This window comes from Moraxella canis (genome assembly GCF_034424565.1).
In the GTDB taxonomy this organism is placed as follows: Bacteria; Pseudomonadota; Gammaproteobacteria; order Pseudomonadales; family Moraxellaceae; genus Moraxella; species Moraxella canis.
In genome coordinates, this window is sequence record NZ_CP139961.1 from 1,977,871 (window position 1) to 2,000,127 (window position 22,257).

Consider the following 22,257-nt stretch of genomic DNA (forward strand, 5'->3'; position numbering starts at 1 on the left):
ACAAACCACCAAAAAAGGGGTATTTACCACCACACCCGCCTCAGTGACCCTAGGCAAGCAACAAACTCGTCAACAAAACAGTGATGAGCACACCGCCTATACAGGCTCGGTGATTGGCACCACAGGGGGCAATATCCGCCTTGAAGCAGGCGATGACACTGATGTCATCAACAGTGACATCATCGCCCAAAAAGATGAGACTGATGCCAATACAGGCAATATCTTGTTTAAGTCACAAGCTGTCAATATCACCAGTCAAAATGCCACCGCTGCCAATACACACAGCTTTAGCCAAAAAACCTCAGGGCTAACTGCCGGCGTCTCCAGCAGTCTTGTCAGTGATGTCCAAAGCTTAGACAAGCTAACAGATGCTGCCAAAGACACCAACTCTCGGCGCATGACAATCATGGCAGCAGCTGCAGGCACTTCTAAAGCTTACACCCTTACCAACAATCTACACAACAAAAACTTTGGTAGCATGAGAGCTCAGGCGACCATCGGGAGTCAAACCACCAAAAGTGATAGCCACAGCCATCAAGAGGTGAATGACGCTGCCAATGTTTATGCTGAGGGCAATCTGATCTTTGATGTCTCAGGCAAAGGTGCTGACAGTACGGTCACCATCACAGGCTCAAACATCACAGCCAAACAAAACCTATACAATCAAGTCGAAGGCAGTGTCATCTATCAAGCCTCAACCCAAACTAGCACCCAAGACAGCCAAAATAGCAGCAAAGGCGCAGGCTTTGGTGTTTATGCTTCTGCCAATCTTAGCACCGATGGGCTAAGTTCAAATTCTGCTGGCTTTACCATCAATGCCAACAAAGCAAAAGGCAGTAGTCAAGAGATTGCTACAACCCACACCAACACCCAAATCACTGTCGGCGGTACAACCATCAATGACATCGGTGGCAGTCTTATCCTAGATGGTGCTAATCTTGACACCACATACCTAACAGGTACAGTCGGCAAAGATCTCATCGTCAAAAGCCGTCAAGATACTTATCAATACAACAGCAATCAAACCCAAGTAGGTGGCAATCTTGATGTCAGCTTCCAAGGCACACCACAATCTGCCAGTATCACTGGTGGTAACACAAACGCCAATGCAAGCTATGCCCAAGTCACCGACCAAACCGGTATCAAAACCAAAGAATCCACTTTACAAGTACAAGGCAAAAGCAAGTTGACTGGCGGCTATCTTATCACCGATCAAGGTAAAAACCACACTCAATTTGCCCAAGGTATCCAAACCCAAGACATTGAAAATCACCTAAATTATGAAGGTAATGCCATCAGTCTTGGCATTGGTATTGGTGCAGACACCAGCAATCCAGACAACAAAGCAAAACCTACCCTACAAGGCTTAGGCTATGGTACAATCACCCCAGCTCATAAAACCAGCACCACCCATTCTGCCATCACTGACCAAGCAGGGCTTAGCCATATCAACACGGGCAACTTCAAACAAGAAGAAATTCAAAACCAGCTTAATGAAATCATTGCTAATGATTTTAACCAAGCACAAGCACATAAAGAGTTAAATGCTCAGGTGACTATTACTACAGAGTTTGGCAGAGAAGCACCAAAGGCAGTGGCGGAGTTTAGCGGCTATCAAGAAGCTGTCATACTCTCTAAACTTGATGATGCTGAAAATCTTAGCGATGAACAGATTAATCAAATCTTGGATGAAGCAGCCAAATGGAGTGAAGGCGGCATCTACCGTGTTGCTTTGCATACTGCAGCTGCTGCCCTAGCGACAGGCACTGTTGAGGGTGCAGCATCAGCAGGTGGGACAGCCTACGCCATTCCAAAGATTGATGAGTATCTAAAAGAACAGGATTTTGACAAACAAACCAGAGACATCACTCTACTTGCCTTATCAGCAGGACTTGGTGCTTCTATTGGCGGTGATACTGCAAGTACTGTGAATAATGTGGGGCAGACCGAGTGGAATTATTTGTATCATGAGTCTGCATTAAAAAGCAGTAAATTAAACGCCAGACAAAGAAGGCATATTCAAGCTTTAAAAGATGCAGGAGCTGTTTCCTATGAGGAAATTGAGAAAAAATATGATAATTGCAAAGGTAATAAAGAATGTGAAGTAGCGGTTAAAAAAGAATGGCAGCGAGAATCAGACAGAACTCGGCAAATAGAGCTTGATTTAGTAAAACAAGGTGTTTTGACCTGGGAGGACTTTGACCAATTTACAGGTGGTTTCATAGGTGTTGATACTCCGCATCTGGCAGCCATACAAAACAAACGACACACATTGGCTGCAATGGAGATATCAAGCTGGACACAGCCTGATGCAACCGCAAGAAATGAAGCTCTTAGAAGAGATGGCGGAGTAACACCTGGAAGCACTGAAGATTTACTAATGCAAGCTGGTGCTGGGACGGTTGGTGCGGCGGTGGCTGGGCGTGGAAGCCGAACACCTACAAAGGCTAATAATCAGACGTTATCACCTGTGACACCTATTGCCAATAGTGGTGCTGCTTACAGACAAAATATTATAACAGTTGCAAATAACCGTCAACTTACGCAAATGCCCATTACCATCAATAATAAAACATACCAACCCATTGCACAACCAACAACCGCTGGTGCACCTATTTATAGAGGTGTAAGCACCCAAGATATTTATCAGGCATTTAAAGATATAGCTGGGATTAAGACATTGCCACAAACTGGCAGCCCTATGTATCAAGCTATTCCAGGCAAAACATCGCCATCAGGCAAGCCAGGATATATAATCAAAGTTCCGCAAAGTGATGGCTCAACGGTATTATTAAGAAATTTTGCAACATCTAACAGGGAGCATCCTGTGCGTTTTACCATTGAAATTCAACGTTCTTCCACCTCATTAGGGCCTAAAAAATTGGAGTTAAAATTCGAATGAAACAGATTGAACTAATTATCCATACCTTTTTAAATCGTCATTTTGCTTCAGAGCTTTACTTTCTTTGGGATGTTGTTTGTGGGGTTAGTGAAAATCGCATACAACCATGTGAAGAAATTATTTATGATAACGAAACGGCATTTTTTCTCGCTTTGGAACTCTTGTTTGCCCAAAACTACTGTCGCTTAATAACCAATGATGGCAATAAAGAGATTGATGATGAAATAGCCAAGATGGATGCCAAACAAGCTTGTCAGCTACTTAAAGATGTTTGGATTGGTGAGGAGGCGATGAATAAGCTTGATGAAGAAAATCAGTATGTTGGTTGGTGGTTTGTAATACTATGCCCCTATAACATCGTTCATCGATATGTAGATGAAGATGGTGAAGAAAGATGGGTTCTTAATTGATTTTAACCTCCTGTAACAAAAGCTGCAATGGCTAGGGTTAGATATCTAAACAGCAACTTTGGTAAAATGTGAGTGGCACAGATTAAGGTTGGAAATAAATATCTAGATTCCGATGGAAATTTTTATAGAAATCCCCAACAAAATATTACTCATATTCCTGTTGATATAGGTAAATAATATGAAAAATTTAGATTACTATCAATCGCTGGTGCAGTTTCTTATGAAGCAATAGAAAGAAAATATGATGCTTGCAAAGATGATGCTTGTAGAGAGCAGGTTAAAAAAGAATGGCAGCGAGAATCAGACAGAACTCGGCAAATAGAGCTTGATTTAGTAAAACAAGGTGTTTTGACCTGGGAGGACTTTGACCGAATTGCAGGCGGTTTTATTGGTACTGATACGCCACACCTATCCGCTATACAAAATAAAAAACGCAGTCTTATCCTAGATGGTGCTAATCTTGACACCACATACCTAACAGGTACAGTCGGCAAAGATCTCATCGTCAAAAGCCGTCAAGATACTTATCAATACAACAGCAATCAAACCCAAGTAGGTGGCAATCTTGATGTCAGCTTCCAAGGCACACCACAATCTGCCAGTATCACTGGTGGTAACACAAACGCCAATGCAAGCTATGCCCAAGTCACCGACCAAACCGGTATCAAAACCAAAGAATCCACTTTACAAGTACAAGGCAAAAGCAAGTTTACTGGCGGCTATCTTATCACCGATCAAGGTAAAAACCAAACCCAATTTGCTCAAGGTATCCAAACCCAAGACATTGAAAATCACCTAAACTATCAAGGTGATGCCATCAGTCTTGGCATTGGTATTGGTGCAGACACCAGCAATCCAGACAACAAAGCAAAACCTACCCTACAAGGCTTAGGCTATGGTACAATCACCCCAGCTCATAAAACCAGCACCACCCATTCTGCCATCACTGACCAAGCAGGGCTTAGCCATATCAACACGGGCAACTTCAAACAAGAAGAAATTCAAAACCAGCTTAATGAAATCATCAGCAATGACTTTAACCAAGCACAAGCACATAAAGAGTTAAATGCTCAGGTGGTGATTACCACAGAGTTTGGCAAAGAAGCACCAAAGGCAGTGGCGGAGTTTGCTGACAAGCAAGCTTTTAAACTCATTCAAAACCTAAATGAACTTAATGACAAAAACATTGACATCACTTCTGATGAGTATCAAAATACCATCAAAGAAATTGATAAATGGAGTGAAGGTGGCATCTACCGTGTTGCTTTGCATACTGCAGCCGCTGCCCTAGCGACAGGCACTGTTGAGGGTGCAGCATCAGCAGGTGGGACAGCCTACGCCATTCCAAAGATTGATGAGTATCTGGTAGAACAAGGCTTTGACAAACAAACCAGAGACATCACTCTACTTGCCTTATCAGCAGGACTTGGTGCTTCTATTGGCGGCGATACTGCAAGTACTGTGAATAATGTGGGGCAGACCCAGTGGAATTATTTGACGCATACAGAATTATCTGCATGGAAAACTAGCCTTATCAATTGTTCTGGTAACCAAGAGTGCATTGCTCAAGTGAATGCCAAGTATGATAATCTTAACAAAACAAACTTTAATCATTTCAAAAACTATTGCGCCACTGATTTTAATAGCCACAGATGCTCTAATCTCATTAGGCATTTTCAAGCGGGCACACAGGGAGATTATAATCTAAAACACTTGCCAGGTCTTTATACTGACATATCAAGATTGGGTGGCACTCATGCAAGCACCACCATCAATAGTGTTAAAATAAATAATGCTACAGGCGGTTATCTTATTAGAGATACCGGTATTAATCATATCAACCGCTATAATGGCAATGAAGCCCAGGCTTTAGTAGGTGAACTGGCCAATGAAAGATTGTATGGTGGTGGGCGTGCTGGTACAGTTGTTGGGAATGATAGGTATGGGGTTGTTAGTAATACTGCTATACCTAATAAAAAAGACAGTGGGCAGTTCAAAGGCAATTCAGAAATATTAGGTGCCAATGGGACCCAAACTTCTAGTACTACCGTCTGGAAAGAGAAAGGTTCAAAAGCAAGAATTGATGTAGAAAACCCAAATCCAGGGGTAAGAGCAGGGCAAATTCATTATCAGGATAGCAATAATAAAAAATATTATTATAATCCTAATGATGGTAAATTTTATGAAGGAGAAATTAAAAATGGTATTTTAGCTCCTAAATCAATACAAGATTTGTTAAAAGATAAAAAGTTTAAAGATGGCATTGATAAAGGCTTGAAATATTTAGGGGAGAAATAATGTTAATAATGAATAATAAAATGGCTAAGTTATTCAATGATATCAATAATATCAACATTTTTGATATTGATCAAAAGCTGGAGGAATTATTAAATTTAGAATTTGAAAAAAAAGCTGGTGGTATATTTTTTCATGGAGCATACACAAACCAATATGAAGAAAAAATAATTTCTCAAGACTATATAAAAAGAGTGCATACTGATATATCAGGAATGGAGATCTCTTTAAATATGATACATATTGATGACTATGTAGATTCAGAGGTATTTTTACAATCTATAGCTTTTTTAAAAAGATTTATTGATAAATGGACTTTATTGGAAAACTCTGAATTCTTAGCAATTGTCTCCTTTCAGGATGACGATGTAGGAACTTTTTCAAAATTTAGCTTTCATAAAATAAGGTCTGGGGAGATGGTTTACGATATTAATAATATTGATGAATTCCTTGAGGCAGTAATGATATATATATCTGACATTTCTGCTTTTAATCCTAACCAACACCTTTGATGAGGAGAGCAGAAACATGAGTGTAAATAAAATCCTTATTGTTGCTCCTTTTGTTATAAGTATTATTGTATCAGTTGAGTTGGATAAGAAATACTATTTTGATTTTTATGAATTTTTTATATTTTTATTTATTTGTTTGATGGTTTTTGTGAATATTTATGACTATGTTAATGGTAAAGATATGTCAATATTTGGAAACAACCTGAAGTCAAATGATAGCAAGCCATTGAGATTTTATTGGCTTTCTTTGATGGTCATAGTTTATGCATTAGGCATTTTCCACTTTTTATTTAGAGTTTAGCTCATTAGGGCTATTACCAAATCATTTGAAGACAAAGCTCAAAACATCGAACAAAACCTCAGACTCTTCGATGGCTTCACCTCCGCCTTGTACGCACCTAACTCAAACGGTATCATAGGGGATGTCACAAGAGCTTAATCACTCAAGTTTAACCACCAAAGAAGCCATCCAAATCATAGAAGAAGCTAAAAAGTGGGATGAAGGCGGCATCTATCGTGTTGCTTTGCATACTGCAGCCGCTGCCCTAGCGACAGGCACTTTTGAGGGTGCGGTTACCACAGGCGGTGTGGCAGCAGCTCTTCGTCCATCCAAAACTTCTAAGATATGTACCGTATCTTCAATGATGGTGTAGTACACCAAAAATGGCAGTTTTGGCACAACCATTTTTCTTATATTGGGCGAAAAATCAGCCATAGGACAGCGTTCAGGAAAATATTCAAGTGAACTGATCGCTTCTTGAATGGCTGTAATGTTAGCTTCAGCCATAATATAGCTGGCAACATCCACATAGTATTCATAAAGCGACATCAGTGCTTGCTTGGCATCATCAGAGATGGCAATGGTATAAGCTTGACGCATTATAACTTACCCTTGGCTTGTGCATATTGTTTGCCATGTTCACGAACAGCAGCAAAGCAATCATCAACCGAAGTGCCTTTTTTACCATCCAACACATTTTGATATGCCTGCATGACGCGCTTTTCGACATAAGCTTCGTATTCTTCCTGCTCTTTGACTTCCTGCAGGACTTTATCCACCAGTTCACCCATCAGATAATTCAGTGTGCGGTTTTGACGCTTGGCAAGTTGCTCTAATGCTTGCTTTTTCTCAGAATCCATCACAAGTGATACTCTGGATTTTTGTGTAATTGTATTAACTGCAACCATCAGCTACCCCATTATTATTAACTTATCATAACAGTTAATAATATATACTACTTAGGTAAAAAAGTCAATAAAAGGTGGCCGCCTTAAATTTTCTAATTTTTTTTTGCAATTTAAATTCTTAAAAACATTTGTTTTTGATAATGAAAATAAACCGATCAAAAAAGATCGGTTTTATTATATTTGTCTATTATCATAAAGGTATATCAAAATAATTATCAAAATGCTATTGTTTTATTTTGATAAATTGCTATAATTTGTTGTAAATTTACAACTGTCCGAATTCGGACACTCAGGGTCTTGATATGAAAATCGGCTATGCTCGTGTCAGCACATTAGATCAAAACTTAGACTTGCAAATTGATGCACTCACTAAGGCTGGATGCGAAAAAATTTTTACGGACAAAATCAGCAGCAGTAAAGCTCACAGGCAAGGACTTGCTAATGCCCTTGATTATGTTAGAGCAGGGGATACGCTAGTGGTGTGGAAGCTGGATCGCCTATGCCGTAATATCGCTGAATTGCTTAAAGTCAGTGAAAAATTAAAAAATAATGGCATCGAATTGCAAAGCTTGACAGAATCTATAGACACATCCACCCCAACAGGACGAATGTATTTTACAATCCTAGGTGCTGTAGCACAGATGGAAAGAGAGCAAATCCAAGAGCGTGTTAAAGCTGGTATGGCAGCCGCCACCAAGCGTGGCAGAAAAGCTGGTCGCCCAAAAGCCTTGACACCGGCCAAGAAAACCGCCGCTATTGAGCTTTTAAAAGGCGGCATGGATTATCCGAGTGTGGCAGAAGTTGTTGGTGTGCCGACATCGACACTTTATAGATATTTGCCAGCTGCCACGATTGATAGTATGGCGGCCAACGATTAAGAATGGATATACCAATAACCTTTTTTATTCTTGTAAAATTTACATCGAAAATCAAATTTGTAACTTTTGAGATTTGTGAATTATCATATCTGTAATAATTTTACAGGAATATAAAAAAAATGCCTTTATATGAAAACGCAATACAAACCATCAAAAACAACTTGCAGCAGCTACAAAATGGCGAACGCCCAAAATTTGTTGCTATTGGATATTTTACCGATGAGCAATTTGCTAAAATCAATGAATTTCGTATAGCCAATGATCTACCCCCACTGGAACAAAATGAAATTTTGTACATGGGACGACATCATTTTGAAAGCAGGGTTAAAAAAGACGGTTATAAAATTTCTGATTTGATCCAGCAAATTACCAATGCCATATCTGAGAACAGCAAAGTCATCATTACCCAAAGAATGACCGCCATTCAGAACCAAACGCCACGCAATGACGGTTATGGCAATCTAGTAACTGACCGAGCTATTTTTGAATTAACCACCAAGAAGCCAAGGGCGGAACTCTTTTCAGTCATCCCTAAAGGGGATAATAATAAACCGCCAAAATAAAATCCGCCTGTATGTTGCCATACAAGCGGATTCGGTACTGTAAACGCAATCTTGGGTAACATAAAACTCCAACGCCCTTGCGTTCGTGTTTAATATAATGCATTTTTGCATAAAAATCAAGGTTTGATCTAACCTTAAAAAACCAACTACAAAATTTCCGCCATCGTTGGCGGTTTTTTATAGTAATTTTTACCATATATATTATAATTTTCTATATTTTATCATATATATAGGGGTTTCATCCTTATGCGTAAAGCAGGTAAAGGTAAGATTTTTGACGATATTGATGAATGGTTTAATGGCAACCGCAAAACCACATCAAAATCAGCATCTAGTGCTGGTGGTATCACCATACCAACGAACCGCAAACCAGTGCCAAAAGCCCAAGCCGCCAAAAACATCATCAATGGGGTCAATTCTGCTAAGGGTAGTAAATCAGCTAGTAGCAATTCACCCAAAAAGAAATTGCCACAAGTTGTGGTGAAAATCAGCGGATCAAGTAAAGGTGCTGATAAAGCCGCTGCACATTTGGCTTATACAGGTCGAAAAGGGCAGGTCGAACTTGAAGATGAAAAAGGCAATACATACTTGGGCGAAGAACAAAAAGGATTGATCAAGTCGTGGCAAGCGGCTGGTTTTCACGATAAAGAAGAAACAGGCACAAAAAGAGAAGCCTTTCACTTTGTCTTCTCGATGCCAGCTGGCACTGACCCAAAAGGACTCAAAGACGCTGTCAGAAACTTGGTGCAAGAAGAATTTGCTGGTCATAAATATTTTATGGCACAGCATTTAGATACTGTCAAGCCGCACTGTCATGTCTTAGTCTGTGCAACAGATGACCGTGGTGCCAGACTAAATCCACGCAAACAAGACCTACACAATTACCGTGTTGCCTTTGTTAATAAATTGGCGGAGCAAGGTATTGAAGCCACAGCCAGCCGAAATGTTAGCCGCTTTAAATCGAAAGACAATAAAAGACAATGGAAAATGCACAAGGCCACTCGTGATGGTAATCCTTACAAACCAAAACTGCCAAGCGAAAAAGCACTTGAGAAAATGAACAAAGAAACGATGAAGGCTTATGAACAATACGCCAAAAAACTGCCTGATGGCACAGTCAAAAATGCCGTTAAAGAACTGGTTAATCACAGTCAAGACAGGGGGCGGTGATGGGGCGGATGGTTAGCCTGTGAGGGTGGTGGCAAGCTTGCAATAGAGATCGTTAGACTTTCTTGAAATACCTAAAAAATTCAATAGTTATCTCAAAATGCTGGGTTACGCTATCGCTAACCCAGCCTATGAGCTCATCTAATCACCCACCATCTCACCGATGATAGTAGATTTGCAATCTAACTCATATTATAAATAATTTATTTAACAACACCACTTCCTTTATTTTTTCAAAATAGGCATCATCAGCAAGATAAAAATGATGCGTTAAGTCGTATCCAAACTCAACCGTTAATTTTAGATTGGAAAAAACCAAAACACATAAAGGTCGTTCCTTTAAACCATTGATGACATTCCTTGTATATAAATCTTTATTATGTGTTTTAATAATCGATGAATTATTGTCTATATATACAAAACCATCATTTATATCAAATAAGAAACCATATACATACAAAAAATCGTTCATCACCTTGTTTATTTCTTCTATTAAATGATCACTAGATGACTCCGTAATATCTGAATAGCATACAAACTTTGCATTTATATACTCTTGCTCACTTAAAATATGGTCAAAGAATGAAATTGAAAATTGTTTTTTTATATTTTCAGGCGATGGTTTTTGTAAATCTATATACAAATCACTTAAATTATCTCTAATCAAAGTTGCTTCCAAACTATCCAAAATCTTTTCATTATCAAAATCAAAATCAATCATTGTTTAATCTCGCAAAAATATACCATCTTTAGAAATTGTCCCCACTCTTCTACCTTTGGAATCTATTAATTTCCACGCACTGCCTCCATGGGGAGAATTTCCTCTATCTGGTGATATTTTCCATTGCGTATTAGGATCTATATAGTCTGCTCTAGCTCCACTATTACTGCTTCTTTTAGTGAAGCTTGCTAAATTAATTCTATCACCTACAACTAATTGGCTTTTGTAATTCTTAAAGGGCTGATACCTGCGTGCTATCTGTTCGATTTTTCTTGCAGCCTCTCCTTTGTTTGTAGTATTAAATTCGGTTCCAGCTAGCAAATCCAAGAATATTTTGGCATCATCAAATGTTAATTGACCATCTGCCAATGTTAGGATATTACCTGCAATATTAATACCCTCCTCTTTTACAGCTTGTTGAACATCCGCCCATGTTAAGCGATTATTTCTCCTATATATGCTTCTTAGCTTGTTAGCGATTTTTAAAGAGCTTATAACAGCTTTTAAGCCATTATTCTCCACCGCCTCCTCAGCACTACCTACTGCGGTATCCACATCAAAGTCATACAGTAGGGCGATGGCACCTGCGGTAAGGCGAGCGGTGTTTAATACTTTATTGTAGTCATCTGAGCCTGGTTTTATCTCACCAGATTCAAATCGCTGTCTTAACTCTCCTGTTACTAACCAATCCCCCACCATCTCACCGATGATAGCACCGACAGCACCTGCTTCACAAGATTTATTGAGGCTTTGGCGGATAGGCGGCTAAAAATGTGGGGTTTGATTGTCTTAACCAAGCCCATGGGCTTGAAAATAATATTTGCACCTTGATATTTGTTAAATCATATAAAATATTTGCTATGCAAATATTAAAAATAATAGAAAGATGGGAAGCCCAAAAAGAGAAATTAATAATTTTATAGACTTATTTCGTGCAAAATACAAAAGATTATTATCTTTATATTTTATATTATTTTTATAAGACATAAAAATCAACAGTGCAAGCGCATATGATAAAAAATTTACAATATATCTAAATTCATTTTTAAAAAAATTTATATTATTTATATTTAATAAATCCATAGAATAATCATAAATAAATAAAATAATCAACACAAGCATTGGCAATAGTATTTTTTTATTTTTTGATATAAAGGATGCAAAAAAAGGTAACAACGTTATGGATATTATTGAATAAAAAAAGGTGCCGATAACAAAACCTCTGGGAAAGTCATCATTCATCCCATTATGAGTTAATGAGTACAAGGAGAATTTTCTAATCGAAAATACTATTATTAACAATAAAATTGATATTAAGTTTAATTTTACATAATAATTTAAAAAGTCTATCACAATCAGAGATAATAAAAATATCATAAGGAAAATAAGAAATAAAACAGAATTCTCAAAGGCTGAGAGATATTCATAATTTAAAAAAAATAATGTAAAAAAAAACCAATAGAATAAAAAAATAATAGTTACATTAGAAAAATAATTACCAATTTCACTTAATAATGTAGAAAAATAACTTGCTATTTTGCTTAACTTAGCATCCAGCTTATCTCCATTACAATCATTCATTTGCAAACTCCATTGGCATAATTATAACCCATCATCAAGCAACCGTAACGTATCCTATCTTGAAGATTCATCATATCAACAGTGCCTGAGCCAGTACCAACCTTGGGAGGTAGTGTAAATATTACTGAACCTTCAATATGTTTCTCGTGTATAGGCTGTAATCTTGTTTGTTCTCGAACCAAGCGGTTAATATCCCACTGTCTATAATCTGTTACTTTACCATCCCATAGCATTTGTTTGAGTTCTTTTGTAACTAGCCAATCCCCCACCATCTCACCGATGATAGCACCGACAGCACCTGCTTCACAGTCTTGTTTTTAGATAGGCAGTTTTAGGTGATAAGATACAAGGTTGGGTTGATCTTGAGAAAAGCCAACAAAATCAATGGGTTATATAACAAATGCTGGGTTTCACTGCCGTTCAACACAACCTACCATGCTAACCTGCGGCTAAAAACTTCCTGCGACACACATTATTATTAGCAGCACCCCATCCAACGCTCACAGCGAAAGAATTATCCGCATGACTTCTATCATTTGTATTAATATCTAAATCTCTGGTAAGAATAAGCTCAAACTGATTATAACAGTAATAAAAACTCTCTTCACCTCTATTTATCTCATGATCGTATTCAACCCATTTGGATGAGCTATCTATTATATTCTTTAGATATAGCTGTTCTTTTTCGCTTAGATTTTCATATCTGTAACGCTTATATACAACATTGACTTTCCTTACCACAAATTCATCTTTTTCTGATGAAATACCATCTGTCAACTCATTTAACAAAGCATCCACCTCCTCCATCGTTGGCCTATCCTCTCTATTATCATGCACGCCTTTTTCAAAAGACATGTTTCCAGAAAGGTACATTAACAGCATAAAGATTAAGAAAATAATTAATGCTACAGAGATTAGAAGATCTTTTATTTTATCCATCGACTTTTTCATCATCTAACCTTCAATATCTTAAATAACTCTTGTTTCTTTTCTTCTGACAATTGAACCATATTTCCACCTGTGATGCCAATTTGCGATGTACCAGTACCGTAGGTTAAGATGATTTGCCCTCCACTAGCTCTGATTGCACCACCGCAAACCCCATGACACACCTGAAAGCCGACGGAACTACCTTCTATAGCTCTATCAATATCTCTAGCCTCCATCTTTCCACCCTTAATACTACCAAAATTAATAGATACACCTCCACCTACAGGTCGAGTTATCCTGTTGGGTGATCCAGGCGATTGCCGAATAGTATTTGCCATTTCTCGAATATTCGCATTAATACTAACTTCAGGTACCGGTTTGTATTCGGGTTTACCATCAACTTGCTTTTTCTCAACACCTGTTATCCACACATTGCCATTTTTGTTATTAACAATGGCTGTATAGCTTACCATGCCGATATTAAAACTTGCAATTGTCATATCATTGTAATAATTATGAAGAGCAGCTATATTGTCAGGTATGCGTTTTATCGCCTCCAACATTTCTTTTGAGTAATCTGGGTGGTTAATATCTTCCCATTCAGCAATAAGCATAACCTGAGCTGTGCTATTATTCTCCACCGCCTCCCCAGCTTCATTAGCTGCGGTATCCACATCAAAGTCATACAGTAGGGCAATAGAGCCTGCGGTAAGGCGAGCGGTGTTTAATACTTTATTGTAGTCATCTGAGCCTGGTTTTATCTCACCAGATTCAAATCGCTGTCTTAACTCTCCTGTTACTAACCAATCCCCCACCATCTCACCGATGATACTACCCACAGCACCTGCTTCACAGTCTTGTTTTTTAGCGGCAGCTGAAACGCAGCCTGTCAGACCTGCAGCAAGTTTATGAGCAATATTACTGATAAGCTCTGTATCATTGAAGTCCAGTGGTTTAATACCATAAGTATAAATACCCGCGGCGGCGGTATCAACCAGTTGATTGGTCAGATGTCTTTTTAGTGACTCTTCTAGACTTTCGCCATAGATTAAGCTATCCGTCAGAGCAAGCCCTGTACCTTGTACAAAGGCGCGAGTGAATTTGTCACCGATGGTGGCGGTAGCAGAGGTATCTATTTTTAGGGTTTGACCTAAGAATTTATCCAGATTGGCAGTTGCTCCAGCTGTTAGCACTGCTTTTGCCATGTTCTTGGCAGTTTGTGATTTGCCTAAGTCTTTGAGGGTTTGATTGACATCGGCTTTGTTATTGACCAAAGTGATGCCTGCTTGGATAACCAAGGAGGTAAAGGCGGCATTTGCCATTGCTGCTGTCGCAGAACCTGCTGTGACAGATACGCCCATCGAGCTTAGCACAGACACACCGCCACCAGCCGTTGCCATTGATAAAGCAATCGCCAGTAGTGCCGCTCCTGCTGGGGAGAGTCCTTCTTGTTTATAGTCCCAGTTTTCTTGGGCAAGTCTGATGGCGGTGAAGTCCACATCATCACGATGGATGATATCTTGTAAATAATCAAATCCTGGCTCTGTGCTTAGTCGGTTTAGTACATTGACCAGATGCTCAGGATGATCTGCCTCGTGTTTTTTGATGGGCACTTGTACAGCCAGACCGCCTGTGGCATTGAAAGTGGGAGTAACGCCAATGAATGAGGGCAGCTTGGCATCTTCATTGATATAACCCGACTCTGAAATGGACTGCCAGACTAGGTTTTCAAATTGGCGAGATTGACTGACGCTGACGGTTGTGCTGATGGTGTCTAGGATGATTCTAGCATCAGCCACTGCTTTATCGCCAACACCCGCGGTGATACTTGCCTCTTGTAGATTGGCAAAGCGAGTGCCCTGTAGGTGAGTGCTGCCTCCTGACTCACTTTGACTATAGTCAGCAATCAGGCTGGTTGGCAGCTCGCTGATGATTTGTTTGCTTTCTTTGGTATTGACTTTTCTATATTTGATGCCAGCAAAGCTAGAAGTCGTTTTAGACTCTACTTCTTTGACATCCACTTCCTGGACAGCATAAAGACCCAAAGCTTCACCAGATTTAAGCTGAATTTGACCTGCTGGTGCATTAAATTCGGTGGCGTAGGCATATAGATTATCATTCGCCTGCACTGAGATGGCATTGGCATTTAGCTTGACTGCCTCGCTATCGGCGATTTGCTCTGTGGTGGTTGTGACAGTAACTTTCTTTTTGACACCACCCCAGCTTTTTTTCTTGAAGGTGTTGGTTTCTCTATCATAGATGCTGTCTTGACCAGCTTGTAGCATGGTACTGCCAGCACTTTGGATGGTAATGCCAGCATCGCCTGCTTGATAAGTGCCGCCTATCAGTAAGATGTTGCTGTCTGATGCTGGCTGTGCCGAAACAGTGCCTGCTTGGGGATTGCTAATGGCTTGGATGACAATACCATCTTTGGCCGTGATGGTGCTTGGCTGATAATTTTTATGCAGCGCATAAGCATCATCTTCAAATTCACCACGCTCATAGACATCGTGCAAACCCTCAATACTAATAGCAATATCGATGTTTTGGACAGGTGGGATTTGTGATAATAGCTGCTTAAACTCAGTAAATTTGTTGGTATCACCACCCAAAGCGGCTGCATAGGTACTTTTGAGTTTGGTTTTATGCTCGCTAAGTTTGTTATCATCATCAAAGGCAGCTTGATCAAACACAAGTTTGTCAATGATGGCGCTGGCTGTTTGGGTATCTGCATTACCAGTTTTCTTGCCAAGCAGCGGAAGAAGTAGAGCGGTGCGACTAATCTCATCAATCACTTGCCGTGTTTGCCCTTGGGAGCCAAGGGCTGCCATCTGCACTTTACCATTATCTGCTTGTAGATTTGCCATTTGAACAGCAATGCCACCAGCACTGATCAGGCGAATGTCGCCATCGGTTGTGGCAAGGTTTGCTCCTGCATTTTCTACGCCTGTAAATTCGGTGTTGGCAATCTTAAGAGATTTATTAAGCTTGGTGATTTCTTGTGCCAGTTCATCAGGCTTGAATGTGATTTTCAGCTCTTGACGACGAACCAGTTCGTCTTGCACACTCTTGGCAAGCTGTTTATTCAGTGCTTCTTTTTGTTCTTTGTAATCGGCAACAGGACTTTGTGCATTTTTAGCTTCCAAATCAGCAAGTTTATCAGTTGCCTCTTTGTGACTTGCCAGTACCTGTTGATAGGCCGTATCGCGCTTTAGGGTATCAATTTGGTTCTTAAGTGTGCCAATCTCACCTTCAAGTAATTTAATACGGTCATCATCTTTGATGCCCGATACCACATTACTAACAGCCCCAATAGATAGATTGCTTTGGGTTGCAGTGGCTGTAATGCCACTACCAGCTTGAATGTGGCTACCACTGATATCAACGCTAGCACCTTTAAGATTAACTGCGCCGTCAGTGGTGATGGTCACTTTGCTCTCACTGCCTCGCCCTTTGTTACCCGATTGTGATGCCAAAGCCAACTTACCCTGACTGGCAAGCTCTACACCACCAATAGCAGTCATGGTTTTACCTGCCTCTACGGTGATATCATCATGGCTTTTGATAGCAAGTACGCCGTTGGCTGCGGCTAATTGCGGATTATTAGCAAGAACATCGCTTTTATGAGTGGTTAAATTGGCATTTTGCCAATCCACACCGCCTGTCTGACTGTGTAGAGCAATACTGCCAGCTGCCACCGTGCTTGTGCCAAGATGAACATTTTGATTGGCAGAGATGAAAGCCAAGCCTTGTGCTTTAACTTTGGTATCTTTAAGCATGACCTGACTTTCACGACTGCTGATGGCAAGATGCGCATTTGCATTGATGGCGGTATTGTCAATATGATTGGCATCTACGCCATGCAGGCTAATATTATCACCTTGTAGCTCACTGCTTGTTGTGGCGAGTTTTTTACTTTGTGCATCAATATTGCCGCTGGCATTGATTGTGCTATTAATGATTTGCAGTTCACCATCTTGGCTGATGGCAGTGAGGTGATTTGCCATGATAGCATTATCTGATAGGGCAATTTTTTCACCTGCGGCGATGGTAAGATTGCCCATAGCAATCACTTGATTGTTTTTAGAATCAAGGGTTTTGCTTACGGTGATCAGTGTATTATCACCATCAATCCTGTTATTGCTCAGTGCTGCTATGTCGGCGGTAAAGATGTTTTGCTGTACGCCTTGGATATGGCTATTATCAAGTACCAAACTACTGCCGATAATCTCATTGGTTTTGGCGTTGATGGTGCTATTGTCAATGTCAGTAGTTGTGCCAGCAATGATTGCTTTACTATCCGTGCTGACAAGCTTTGATTGTGTAATCTCAAGCTGACTGGAGGCTAGACGAATCCCAGTTTCTTTATCACTACCACTTTGGATGTATGCTTGATTGAGCGATAGGCTTTTGCCTGCCTTAATGTCCACCGTACCAGCGGTGCTAATATGCACAGGCTCTTGGCTTGTGATACGACCGTCAGCACTGATGGATAGGTTGGTCGCTGTATTGTCATAATGCAGTTTATCAAAACCGACATCACCTTTGGCAGCAAGCTGAGTGCTGTTATCCCCTAAGATGGTACCTTGATTGTCAATGCTACTGCCTGCTACCACAACTGTTTGATGAGCGGAGTGTATTTTTCCTGTATTGACAATGTCATTACTTTGGCTATGCACATAGATTTGCGAGGCTTTATCGGTTGTGATTAATTGACCTGTTTGACTAATCTTACCATCGGCAGATAAGGTGATGTATTGATTAGCCTTTAAACTACCAGCTGCTGATACACCTGCACCTTTATCAGTGCTGATAAGATGAATACCACTGGCATAAATCTGCCCCAAGCTGCCAATATCAATGGCGGTCTTATTGCTTTTGGCATGTGTTTGCATGCCAGTTGGTTTAATGATATTGATAGTACCTGCATTATTTAAGCCGATATCATTACTCCCTGCAATCACTTGCACATAGTGACCGTCAGCACCTGTAATAGCACCTTGAGCTTCTATAGCTTTGGCAAATAGTTGGGCAAAATAAGGACTATTTAAGTGGTTGTAGTCATAATGAATACCCGCTTTGCCAACTTCTATCTTACCTGTATCGATGTTGATAGCAGAAGGGCTGCCTTGATGATTGTATTGCAAACGACCAGCACCCAATAAGGTATTGCCAGCATTGATAAAACCGCCACCATTGACGGTTAAACCATTAGGGTTGGCTATAATCACATTGGCAGTGCGACCAGCCACTTCTATCTTGCCATTGAGTTGGCTTGGATTGGGATGGTGCACTTCATTGACAATCGTGGCAGCCTCACCGCTTAATAGCCAGAAGTTGCCATCAATTTGACCTGCCAGCTGGGTATTAGTACCAAAGCGAGCATTGTTTAATATCACGCCTTGATCATCAATATCAAACTGCCCAAATTGGTTGCGAGAAACCCCTGCTTCATTGATGGTGCGAATATTTACCACAGGTACGCCATTAGAAGAGTGGAGTAAGGTGGGGCGATAATCAGGATTACCTTGGGCTAATGGATGTATTTGGCTTTGGGCCATTGCTTGATTGACAAATACTGGGAAATAAGCGGTCCAAAGGCTCAGTGCCAATGTAGTCAGTTTGACGGTGCGGCTGCTGTGAAAGTCATTTGTAGCTGATGACGATTGATTGGCGCCACGAGCATTTGCGTGATTATAACCACGAGCATTTTCACCCACAGCAATGAGCATGCCATAAGCTTTGCTAAAGATCAGTTTGAAGGTATGTTTGTTCATATAAATCTGTTTGTTAATAAGTCCAAGCCAGTTGTACACCAGCATTGGCATCTTTTGATAAATGGTTGTCGGCCTTAATAGGCTTGCCTACATAAGCATCGAAATTGATATGTTTTGTGCCAAATCGATAACCTATCACACTACCAACAGCCTGATGGTAGCTATTGGTTTGATGAACACTAGGGCTATTATCTGTACTTACCCAGCCTTTATCTAAAGCAAAATAAATTTGGTGTGGGTTTTGTGTTGGTAATTTATAATAAATTTCTTGTCCTACAACCAATCCTTTATTGCCTGATAGATGTTTCTTGCCATCAAATCCTCTCACACTATAACGATCGCCGATGGTAAACTGGTCGGCAAAGGGTAGTTTATCGTTGCTGTACTGGGCGTGAAAATGGGTATTCAAGCCAAATTGGTGATGTGTGGTATTAAAGGGCAAACGGTAGTTACCAGATGCTTGCCAAATGAGCGGACGACTATCGACATCTCTGTAATAGCGTTCAGGTGTTGGCAGAGCATGGAACGCTGCCACACCCTTATTGAAATGAACATCAAGATTAAGTCTACCTTGATGATAAAAAGTTTTCTCCAAATTGAAACCCAAGCTGTAATCACTGGTTTTGCGACGCTGAACTAGAATTTCCAGGTCATCAATATGATATTGGCTATCTTTATGAGCAATCACGCCATAACCAATCAACTTAGTATGACTATCTCGAAAAAGTGTACGGCTAAGCTTGGCTTGTTTACGCTGAGTCACTCCTTTATAAATTGGATTATGATTCCACCCATTTAAAGCCTGTGTATAGCGGTTGTGATTATAAGACAGTTGCAGTTGCCAGAGGCGAAACGGATAGCGATAGCTGACATAGATATTTTGATTATCAGCAGCCAAAGATGTGTCATTTAAACCATCAAGTGTATGCATATATTGTATATATAAGTTGTCATTGCTCCACAAAGGTTCGGCAATGTTAATGCCGATCCCACCTTGATAAACGCCCGTACTGTGATTGCCAAAATTATTGGCAAAAACTTGTAAGCCCATCTTGTTGCCTGTTTGTCGTTTAATCAGCAAATCACTGTAGCCAATATCATCAGGCAAATCATCCACTGCATCCATTCCAAAACGAGCAGTCGGCTCAACACGAATGGTAGCTCGTGTATTGTGCGGTAATCGCAAATTCTCCACACTTTGTTCAAGTGCTCGTAGATTAAGCACATCGCCACCACTTACAGTTAAGCTATTATGCGTATTAAGATTGATATCATCAGGCCCGCGATAAATATCAGCAACCAAGCCCGGTATGATACTTAAAGTCAACTGCCCTGTTGATAAATCTTGGGGTTTGATCATGATGGTGCTTGTGATATAACCTTGATTAACAAGCTGATTCTGGGCAAATCGGCTAATATCCTGTAGACCTTGTGTCCCAATACATTGATCGAGAATCTCTGTGGATTTTTTATTTAAAGTTTTTTCCAGAAATCGAAAGTGATTAGAATATTCATTAGGTACATCAAGGGATATTCTATGAATAGTAAAACAGGTGGGATCTTGTGCCAAAAAGAGGGCATTATTGTCTTTGGCTTGATAATTAGCAGGAAGAAGAGTTTGAGAAGTGGTTAGATTTTGCGCTTGTTCAAACAATCTTTGCTCTAGCACAGACTGGCTTTGGATGAGTTGTTGATTGTCAGTTTGCGGTTGATTTGCAAAAGATGATGTTACCGACACTAGACCGCATGCAATTAGACCTATCGGAAAGCAAACACCTACCGCTTTTATTTTGATACTCATATTGTTACCAATCTGATAATTTGTTATATAAATTTACTTATTTTAATAAAATGCATATTCTTGCGCAATAAAATTAAGACAATTTGCTATCGAATATTACAACCAAAAGGGCAATCCATGTGTAACTACCAATATTTGCTATTTTTTTAGATGCTATCGATGGTTTTTTAGACAATTCAGGCGGAATGAGTTACATCTACATGGTTAAGTATGCTAATAGGTTGGTAGATGTGTTAGAGGGTTTGGGGGCGCCAGCAAGCAGCATTGGGGCGGGGTATTTGTTTGGGGATGATGATAAAGAAATTTTTCTTCTCGCTACTGATCCAGCCAATCAGCCAAAGATAAATAGAGACTTGTTCTATGTTAAAATCCGCTAATTTAGCGGATTTTAATTTTTACAGGGTTTGTAAAATCAGACCACTGCTCAACCCTAAAGGCTCTGATGTCTCTGACCGATTTACCAAATCATGGCAGATCTTTTAGAGCGTTTATAGTCATGAATAAGTTAGCCATATCTTCACTGACGCTGGTGTAAATACTGCCTTGAATACAATCAAATCCGCACTGTCTTAGTATATTGGCGATGTCGATATAGGCTTGAGTGTCTCTTTAGACGATATTTTGCGGTATCTGATACAATCAAATCAAAATAAATTGCAAACATTATGTGTGTTAGTTCAGTCCAAACCCAATCTAACAACTCTTATTTTAAAAAATTCATCCATATAGGATAAAGGTGTCTAAACTCAACTTAGATGCACTCTGTCGCTATCAGAAATGGCAAGCCAAGGTGGCTTGTTGATGCGTTGATCAACCAATCAAAATGAGTACACAATCTTAAAAATCGAGTAGATGAAGCAACCAAAGGTGCTGTCATCAAATATGCCATGAATCATCCAGTGTAAAGACAAGTCAGAGCGCCCAATGAACTATGCAAATTCGGTGTATTCTTGAGAAACCAAAGTCGTAACGGGTGGCATTATTCTCACAGAATCACAAATCATTGCCCCTAAAAGCAAAAAGAAGATGATATTGCCTGCGGTGACATTGAAACGGCTCATCTTAGCCATCTTGACTCCCAAGATGCCTTTTATGTAGGTAATGTAAAAGGCGTAAAACGTATTTACCAATAGATTTTTGTGGATGCTTATAGCAAAGCAGCTCTTGCAAGTGATACACCACCAAAACGCCGATTACAAGTTATCTCTTGCAATTAATGATATTGAGCATACAAAGACAAAGCTTGCTCACCTCAAACTCATGGTATCTATGAGCGGTTTTATAAAATAATATTGCAGGAGCTTTATCACGTGAGATATAGGAAAAATCTGTATAGTTTGCTTGAACAGTTGCAGTTTGACCTAGATATTTGGTTAATCTTCCACAATAATGAGCGGACTCACCTATCCTTTTTATAGGTAACCAGATGAAGTCTCGATTGGTACAAAATCAGCAAGATTAAATACTCTGGACAGTCGAAAATGAGTGTTATTCATGCCATTTTTGTGTACATACTTTGAAAAATTGGTAAA

18 protein-coding genes and 1 pseudogene are annotated in these 22,257 nt (G+C 39.8%); 10 read left to right on the plus strand and 9 right to left on the minus strand.

Annotated features, from left to right (window positions below):
* The first annotated feature begins 43 nt into the window (after positions 1-43).
* From U0021_RS08970 to U0021_RS08990, 5 genes are all read left to right on the plus strand, one after another.
* The gene (locus U0021_RS08970) at positions 44-2,902 is read left to right on the plus strand and encodes a hemagglutinin repeat-containing protein (protein WP_327037479.1); all 2,859 of its coding nucleotides are present in this window, start codon (positions 44-46) and stop codon (positions 2,900-2,902) included.
* The gene (locus tag U0021_RS08975) at positions 2,899-3,312 is read left to right on the plus strand and encodes a hypothetical protein (protein WP_114801235.1); all 414 of its coding nucleotides are present in this window, start codon (positions 2,899-2,901) and stop codon (positions 3,310-3,312) included. The genes U0021_RS08970 and U0021_RS08975 overlap by 4 nt, the downstream gene beginning before the upstream one ends.
* 348 nt (positions 3,313-3,660) lie before the next feature.
* A complete protein-coding gene (locus U0021_RS08980; protein WP_327037480.1) occupies positions 3,661-5,610 on the plus strand; it encodes a hemagglutinin repeat-containing protein in 1,950 nt (649 codons plus the stop codon).
* Between the two features lie 20 nt (positions 5,611-5,630).
* Complete coding sequence (locus U0021_RS08985; RefSeq protein WP_162816847.1) at positions 5,631-6,119, plus strand: hypothetical protein; 489 nt, start codon at positions 5,631-5,633, stop codon at positions 6,117-6,119.
* 16 nt (positions 6,120-6,135) lie between these two features.
* Positions 6,136-6,420: a hypothetical protein gene (locus U0021_RS08990; protein WP_114801202.1), complete on the plus strand. Its 285-nt coding sequence runs from the start codon at positions 6,136-6,138 to the stop codon at positions 6,418-6,420.
* A 210-nt stretch (positions 6,421-6,630) separates the two neighbouring features.
* Here the strand turns inward: U0021_RS08990 and U0021_RS08995 are convergent, their stop codons facing one another.
* Both U0021_RS08995 and U0021_RS09000 read right to left on the minus strand, forming a co-directional pair.
* Positions 6,631-6,999: a type II toxin-antitoxin system RelE/ParE family toxin gene (locus U0021_RS08995; protein ID WP_114801203.1), complete on the minus strand. Its 369-nt coding sequence runs from the start codon at positions 6,997-6,999 to the stop codon at positions 6,631-6,633.
* The gene (locus tag U0021_RS09000) at positions 6,999-7,307 is read right to left on the minus strand and encodes a hypothetical protein (protein ID WP_114801204.1); all 309 of its coding nucleotides are present in this window, start codon (positions 7,305-7,307) and stop codon (positions 6,999-7,001) included. The genes U0021_RS08995 and U0021_RS09000 overlap by 1 nt, the downstream gene beginning before the upstream one ends.
* 302 nt (positions 7,308-7,609) lie before the next feature.
* On the opposite strand from U0021_RS09000, the gene U0021_RS09005 reads away from it, so the two are divergent.
* The 3 genes from U0021_RS09005 to U0021_RS09015 all read left to right on the plus strand — a co-directional run bounded on the left by U0021_RS09005 (position 7,610) and on the right by U0021_RS09015 (position 9,918).
* On the plus strand, positions 7,610-8,185 hold the full coding sequence (locus U0021_RS09005; RefSeq protein ID WP_114801205.1) for a recombinase family protein: 576 nt from the start codon (positions 7,610-7,612) through the stop codon (positions 8,183-8,185).
* A 119-nt stretch (positions 8,186-8,304) separates the two neighbouring features.
* Positions 8,305-8,748 (plus strand): hypothetical protein, encoded by a 444-nt coding sequence (locus tag U0021_RS09010; RefSeq protein ID WP_114801206.1) that lies wholly within the window; start codon positions 8,305-8,307, stop codon positions 8,746-8,748.
* A 246-nt stretch (positions 8,749-8,994) separates the two neighbouring features.
* Positions 8,995-9,918, plus strand: a complete 924-nt coding sequence (locus U0021_RS09015) for a relaxase/mobilization nuclease domain-containing protein (protein ID WP_114801207.1) — start codon at positions 8,995-8,997, stop codon at positions 9,916-9,918.
* Between the two features lie 184 nt (positions 9,919-10,102).
* Here the strand turns inward: U0021_RS09015 and U0021_RS09020 are convergent, their stop codons facing one another.
* The 7 genes from U0021_RS09020 to U0021_RS09050 form a co-directional block, all read right to left on the minus strand.
* The gene (locus tag U0021_RS09020) at positions 10,103-10,636 is read right to left on the minus strand and encodes a hypothetical protein (RefSeq protein WP_114801208.1); all 534 of its coding nucleotides are present in this window, start codon (positions 10,634-10,636) and stop codon (positions 10,103-10,105) included.
* A gap of 3 nt (positions 10,637-10,639) precedes the next feature.
* A complete protein-coding gene (locus U0021_RS09025; protein ID WP_327037482.1) occupies positions 10,640-11,335 on the minus strand; it encodes a hypothetical protein in 696 nt (231 codons plus the stop codon).
* A gap of 159 nt (positions 11,336-11,494) precedes the next feature.
* Positions 11,495-12,217, minus strand: coding sequence for a hypothetical protein (locus tag U0021_RS09030; RefSeq protein ID WP_049237194.1), 723 nt, complete (start codon positions 12,215-12,217; stop codon positions 11,495-11,497).
* A complete protein-coding gene (locus U0021_RS09035) occupies positions 12,214-12,486 on the minus strand; it encodes a hypothetical protein (protein WP_162816826.1) in 273 nt (90 codons plus the stop codon). The genes U0021_RS09030 and U0021_RS09035 overlap by 4 nt, the downstream gene beginning before the upstream one ends.
* Before the next feature lie 169 nt (positions 12,487-12,655).
* Positions 12,656-13,168, minus strand: coding sequence for a hypothetical protein (locus tag U0021_RS09040; RefSeq protein ID WP_114801050.1), 513 nt, complete (start codon positions 13,166-13,168; stop codon positions 12,656-12,658).
* Positions 13,168-18,924: a two-partner secretion domain-containing protein gene (locus U0021_RS09045; protein ID WP_162816827.1), complete on the minus strand. Its 5,757-nt coding sequence runs from the start codon at positions 18,922-18,924 to the stop codon at positions 13,168-13,170. Before U0021_RS09045 ends, U0021_RS09040 begins: the two co-directional genes overlap by 1 nt.
* A 13-nt stretch (positions 18,925-18,937) precedes the next feature.
* The gene (locus U0021_RS09050) at positions 18,938-20,725 is read right to left on the minus strand and encodes a ShlB/FhaC/HecB family hemolysin secretion/activation protein (protein WP_114801046.1); all 1,788 of its coding nucleotides are present in this window, start codon (positions 20,723-20,725) and stop codon (positions 18,938-18,940) included.
* A 185-nt stretch (positions 20,726-20,910) separates the two neighbouring features.
* On the opposite strand from U0021_RS09050, the gene U0021_RS09055 reads away from it, so the two are divergent.
* Positions 20,911-21,102, plus strand: a complete 192-nt coding sequence (locus tag U0021_RS09055) for a hypothetical protein (protein WP_162816828.1) — start codon at positions 20,911-20,913, stop codon at positions 21,100-21,102.
* Positions 21,103-21,522: 420 nt separating this feature from the next.
* Positions 21,523-22,128, plus strand: a pseudogene (locus tag U0021_RS09985) (IS481 family transposase); the annotation flags it as partial.
* Between the last annotated feature and the right edge of the window lie 129 nt (positions 22,129-22,257).

Bases quoted from the DNA above. Each gene is read 5' to 3' on its own strand.
- U0021_RS08990 (WP_114801202.1), top strand. From the start codon at position 6,136: ATGAGTGTAAATAAAATCCTTATTGTTGCTCCTTTTGTTATAAGTATT.
- U0021_RS09015 (WP_114801207.1), top strand. From the start codon at position 8,995: ATGCGTAAAGCAGGTAAAGGTAAGATTTTTGACGATATTGATGAATGG.
- U0021_RS08985 (WP_162816847.1), top strand. From the start codon at position 5,631: ATGGCTAAGTTATTCAATGATATCAATAATATCAACATTTTTGATATT.
- U0021_RS09000 (WP_114801204.1), bottom strand. From the start codon at position 7,307: ATGGTTGCAGTTAATACAATTACACAAAAATCCAGAGTATCACTTGTG.
- U0021_RS09040 (WP_114801050.1), bottom strand. From the start codon at position 13,168: ATGAAAAAGTCGATGGATAAAATAAAAGATCTTCTAATCTCTGTAGCA.
- U0021_RS09005 (WP_114801205.1), top strand. From the start codon at position 7,610: ATGAAAATCGGCTATGCTCGTGTCAGCACATTAGATCAAAACTTAGAC.
- U0021_RS09030 (WP_049237194.1), bottom strand. From the start codon at position 12,217: ATGAATGATTGTAATGGAGATAAGCTGGATGCTAAGTTAAGCAAAATA.
- U0021_RS09050 (WP_114801046.1), bottom strand. From the start codon at position 20,725: ATGAGTATCAAAATAAAAGCGGTAGGTGTTTGCTTTCCGATAGGTCTA.
- U0021_RS09020 (WP_114801208.1), bottom strand. From the start codon at position 10,636: ATGATTGATTTTGATTTTGATAATGAAAAGATTTTGGATAGTTTGGAA.
- U0021_RS08975 (WP_114801235.1), top strand. From the start codon at position 2,899: ATGAAACAGATTGAACTAATTATCCATACCTTTTTAAATCGTCATTTT.
- U0021_RS09045 (WP_162816827.1), bottom strand. From the start codon at position 18,924: ATGAACAAACATACCTTCAAACTGATCTTTAGCAAAGCTTATGGCATG.
- U0021_RS09010 (WP_114801206.1), top strand. From the start codon at position 8,305: ATGCCTTTATATGAAAACGCAATACAAACCATCAAAAACAACTTGCAG.
- U0021_RS09025 (WP_327037482.1), bottom strand. From the start codon at position 11,335: ATGGTGGGGGATTGGTTAGTAACAGGAGAGTTAAGACAGCGATTTGAA.
- U0021_RS08995 (WP_114801203.1), bottom strand. From the start codon at position 6,999: ATGCGTCAAGCTTATACCATTGCCATCTCTGATGATGCCAAGCAAGCA.
- U0021_RS09055 (WP_162816828.1), top strand. From the start codon at position 20,911: ATGAGTTACATCTACATGGTTAAGTATGCTAATAGGTTGGTAGATGTG.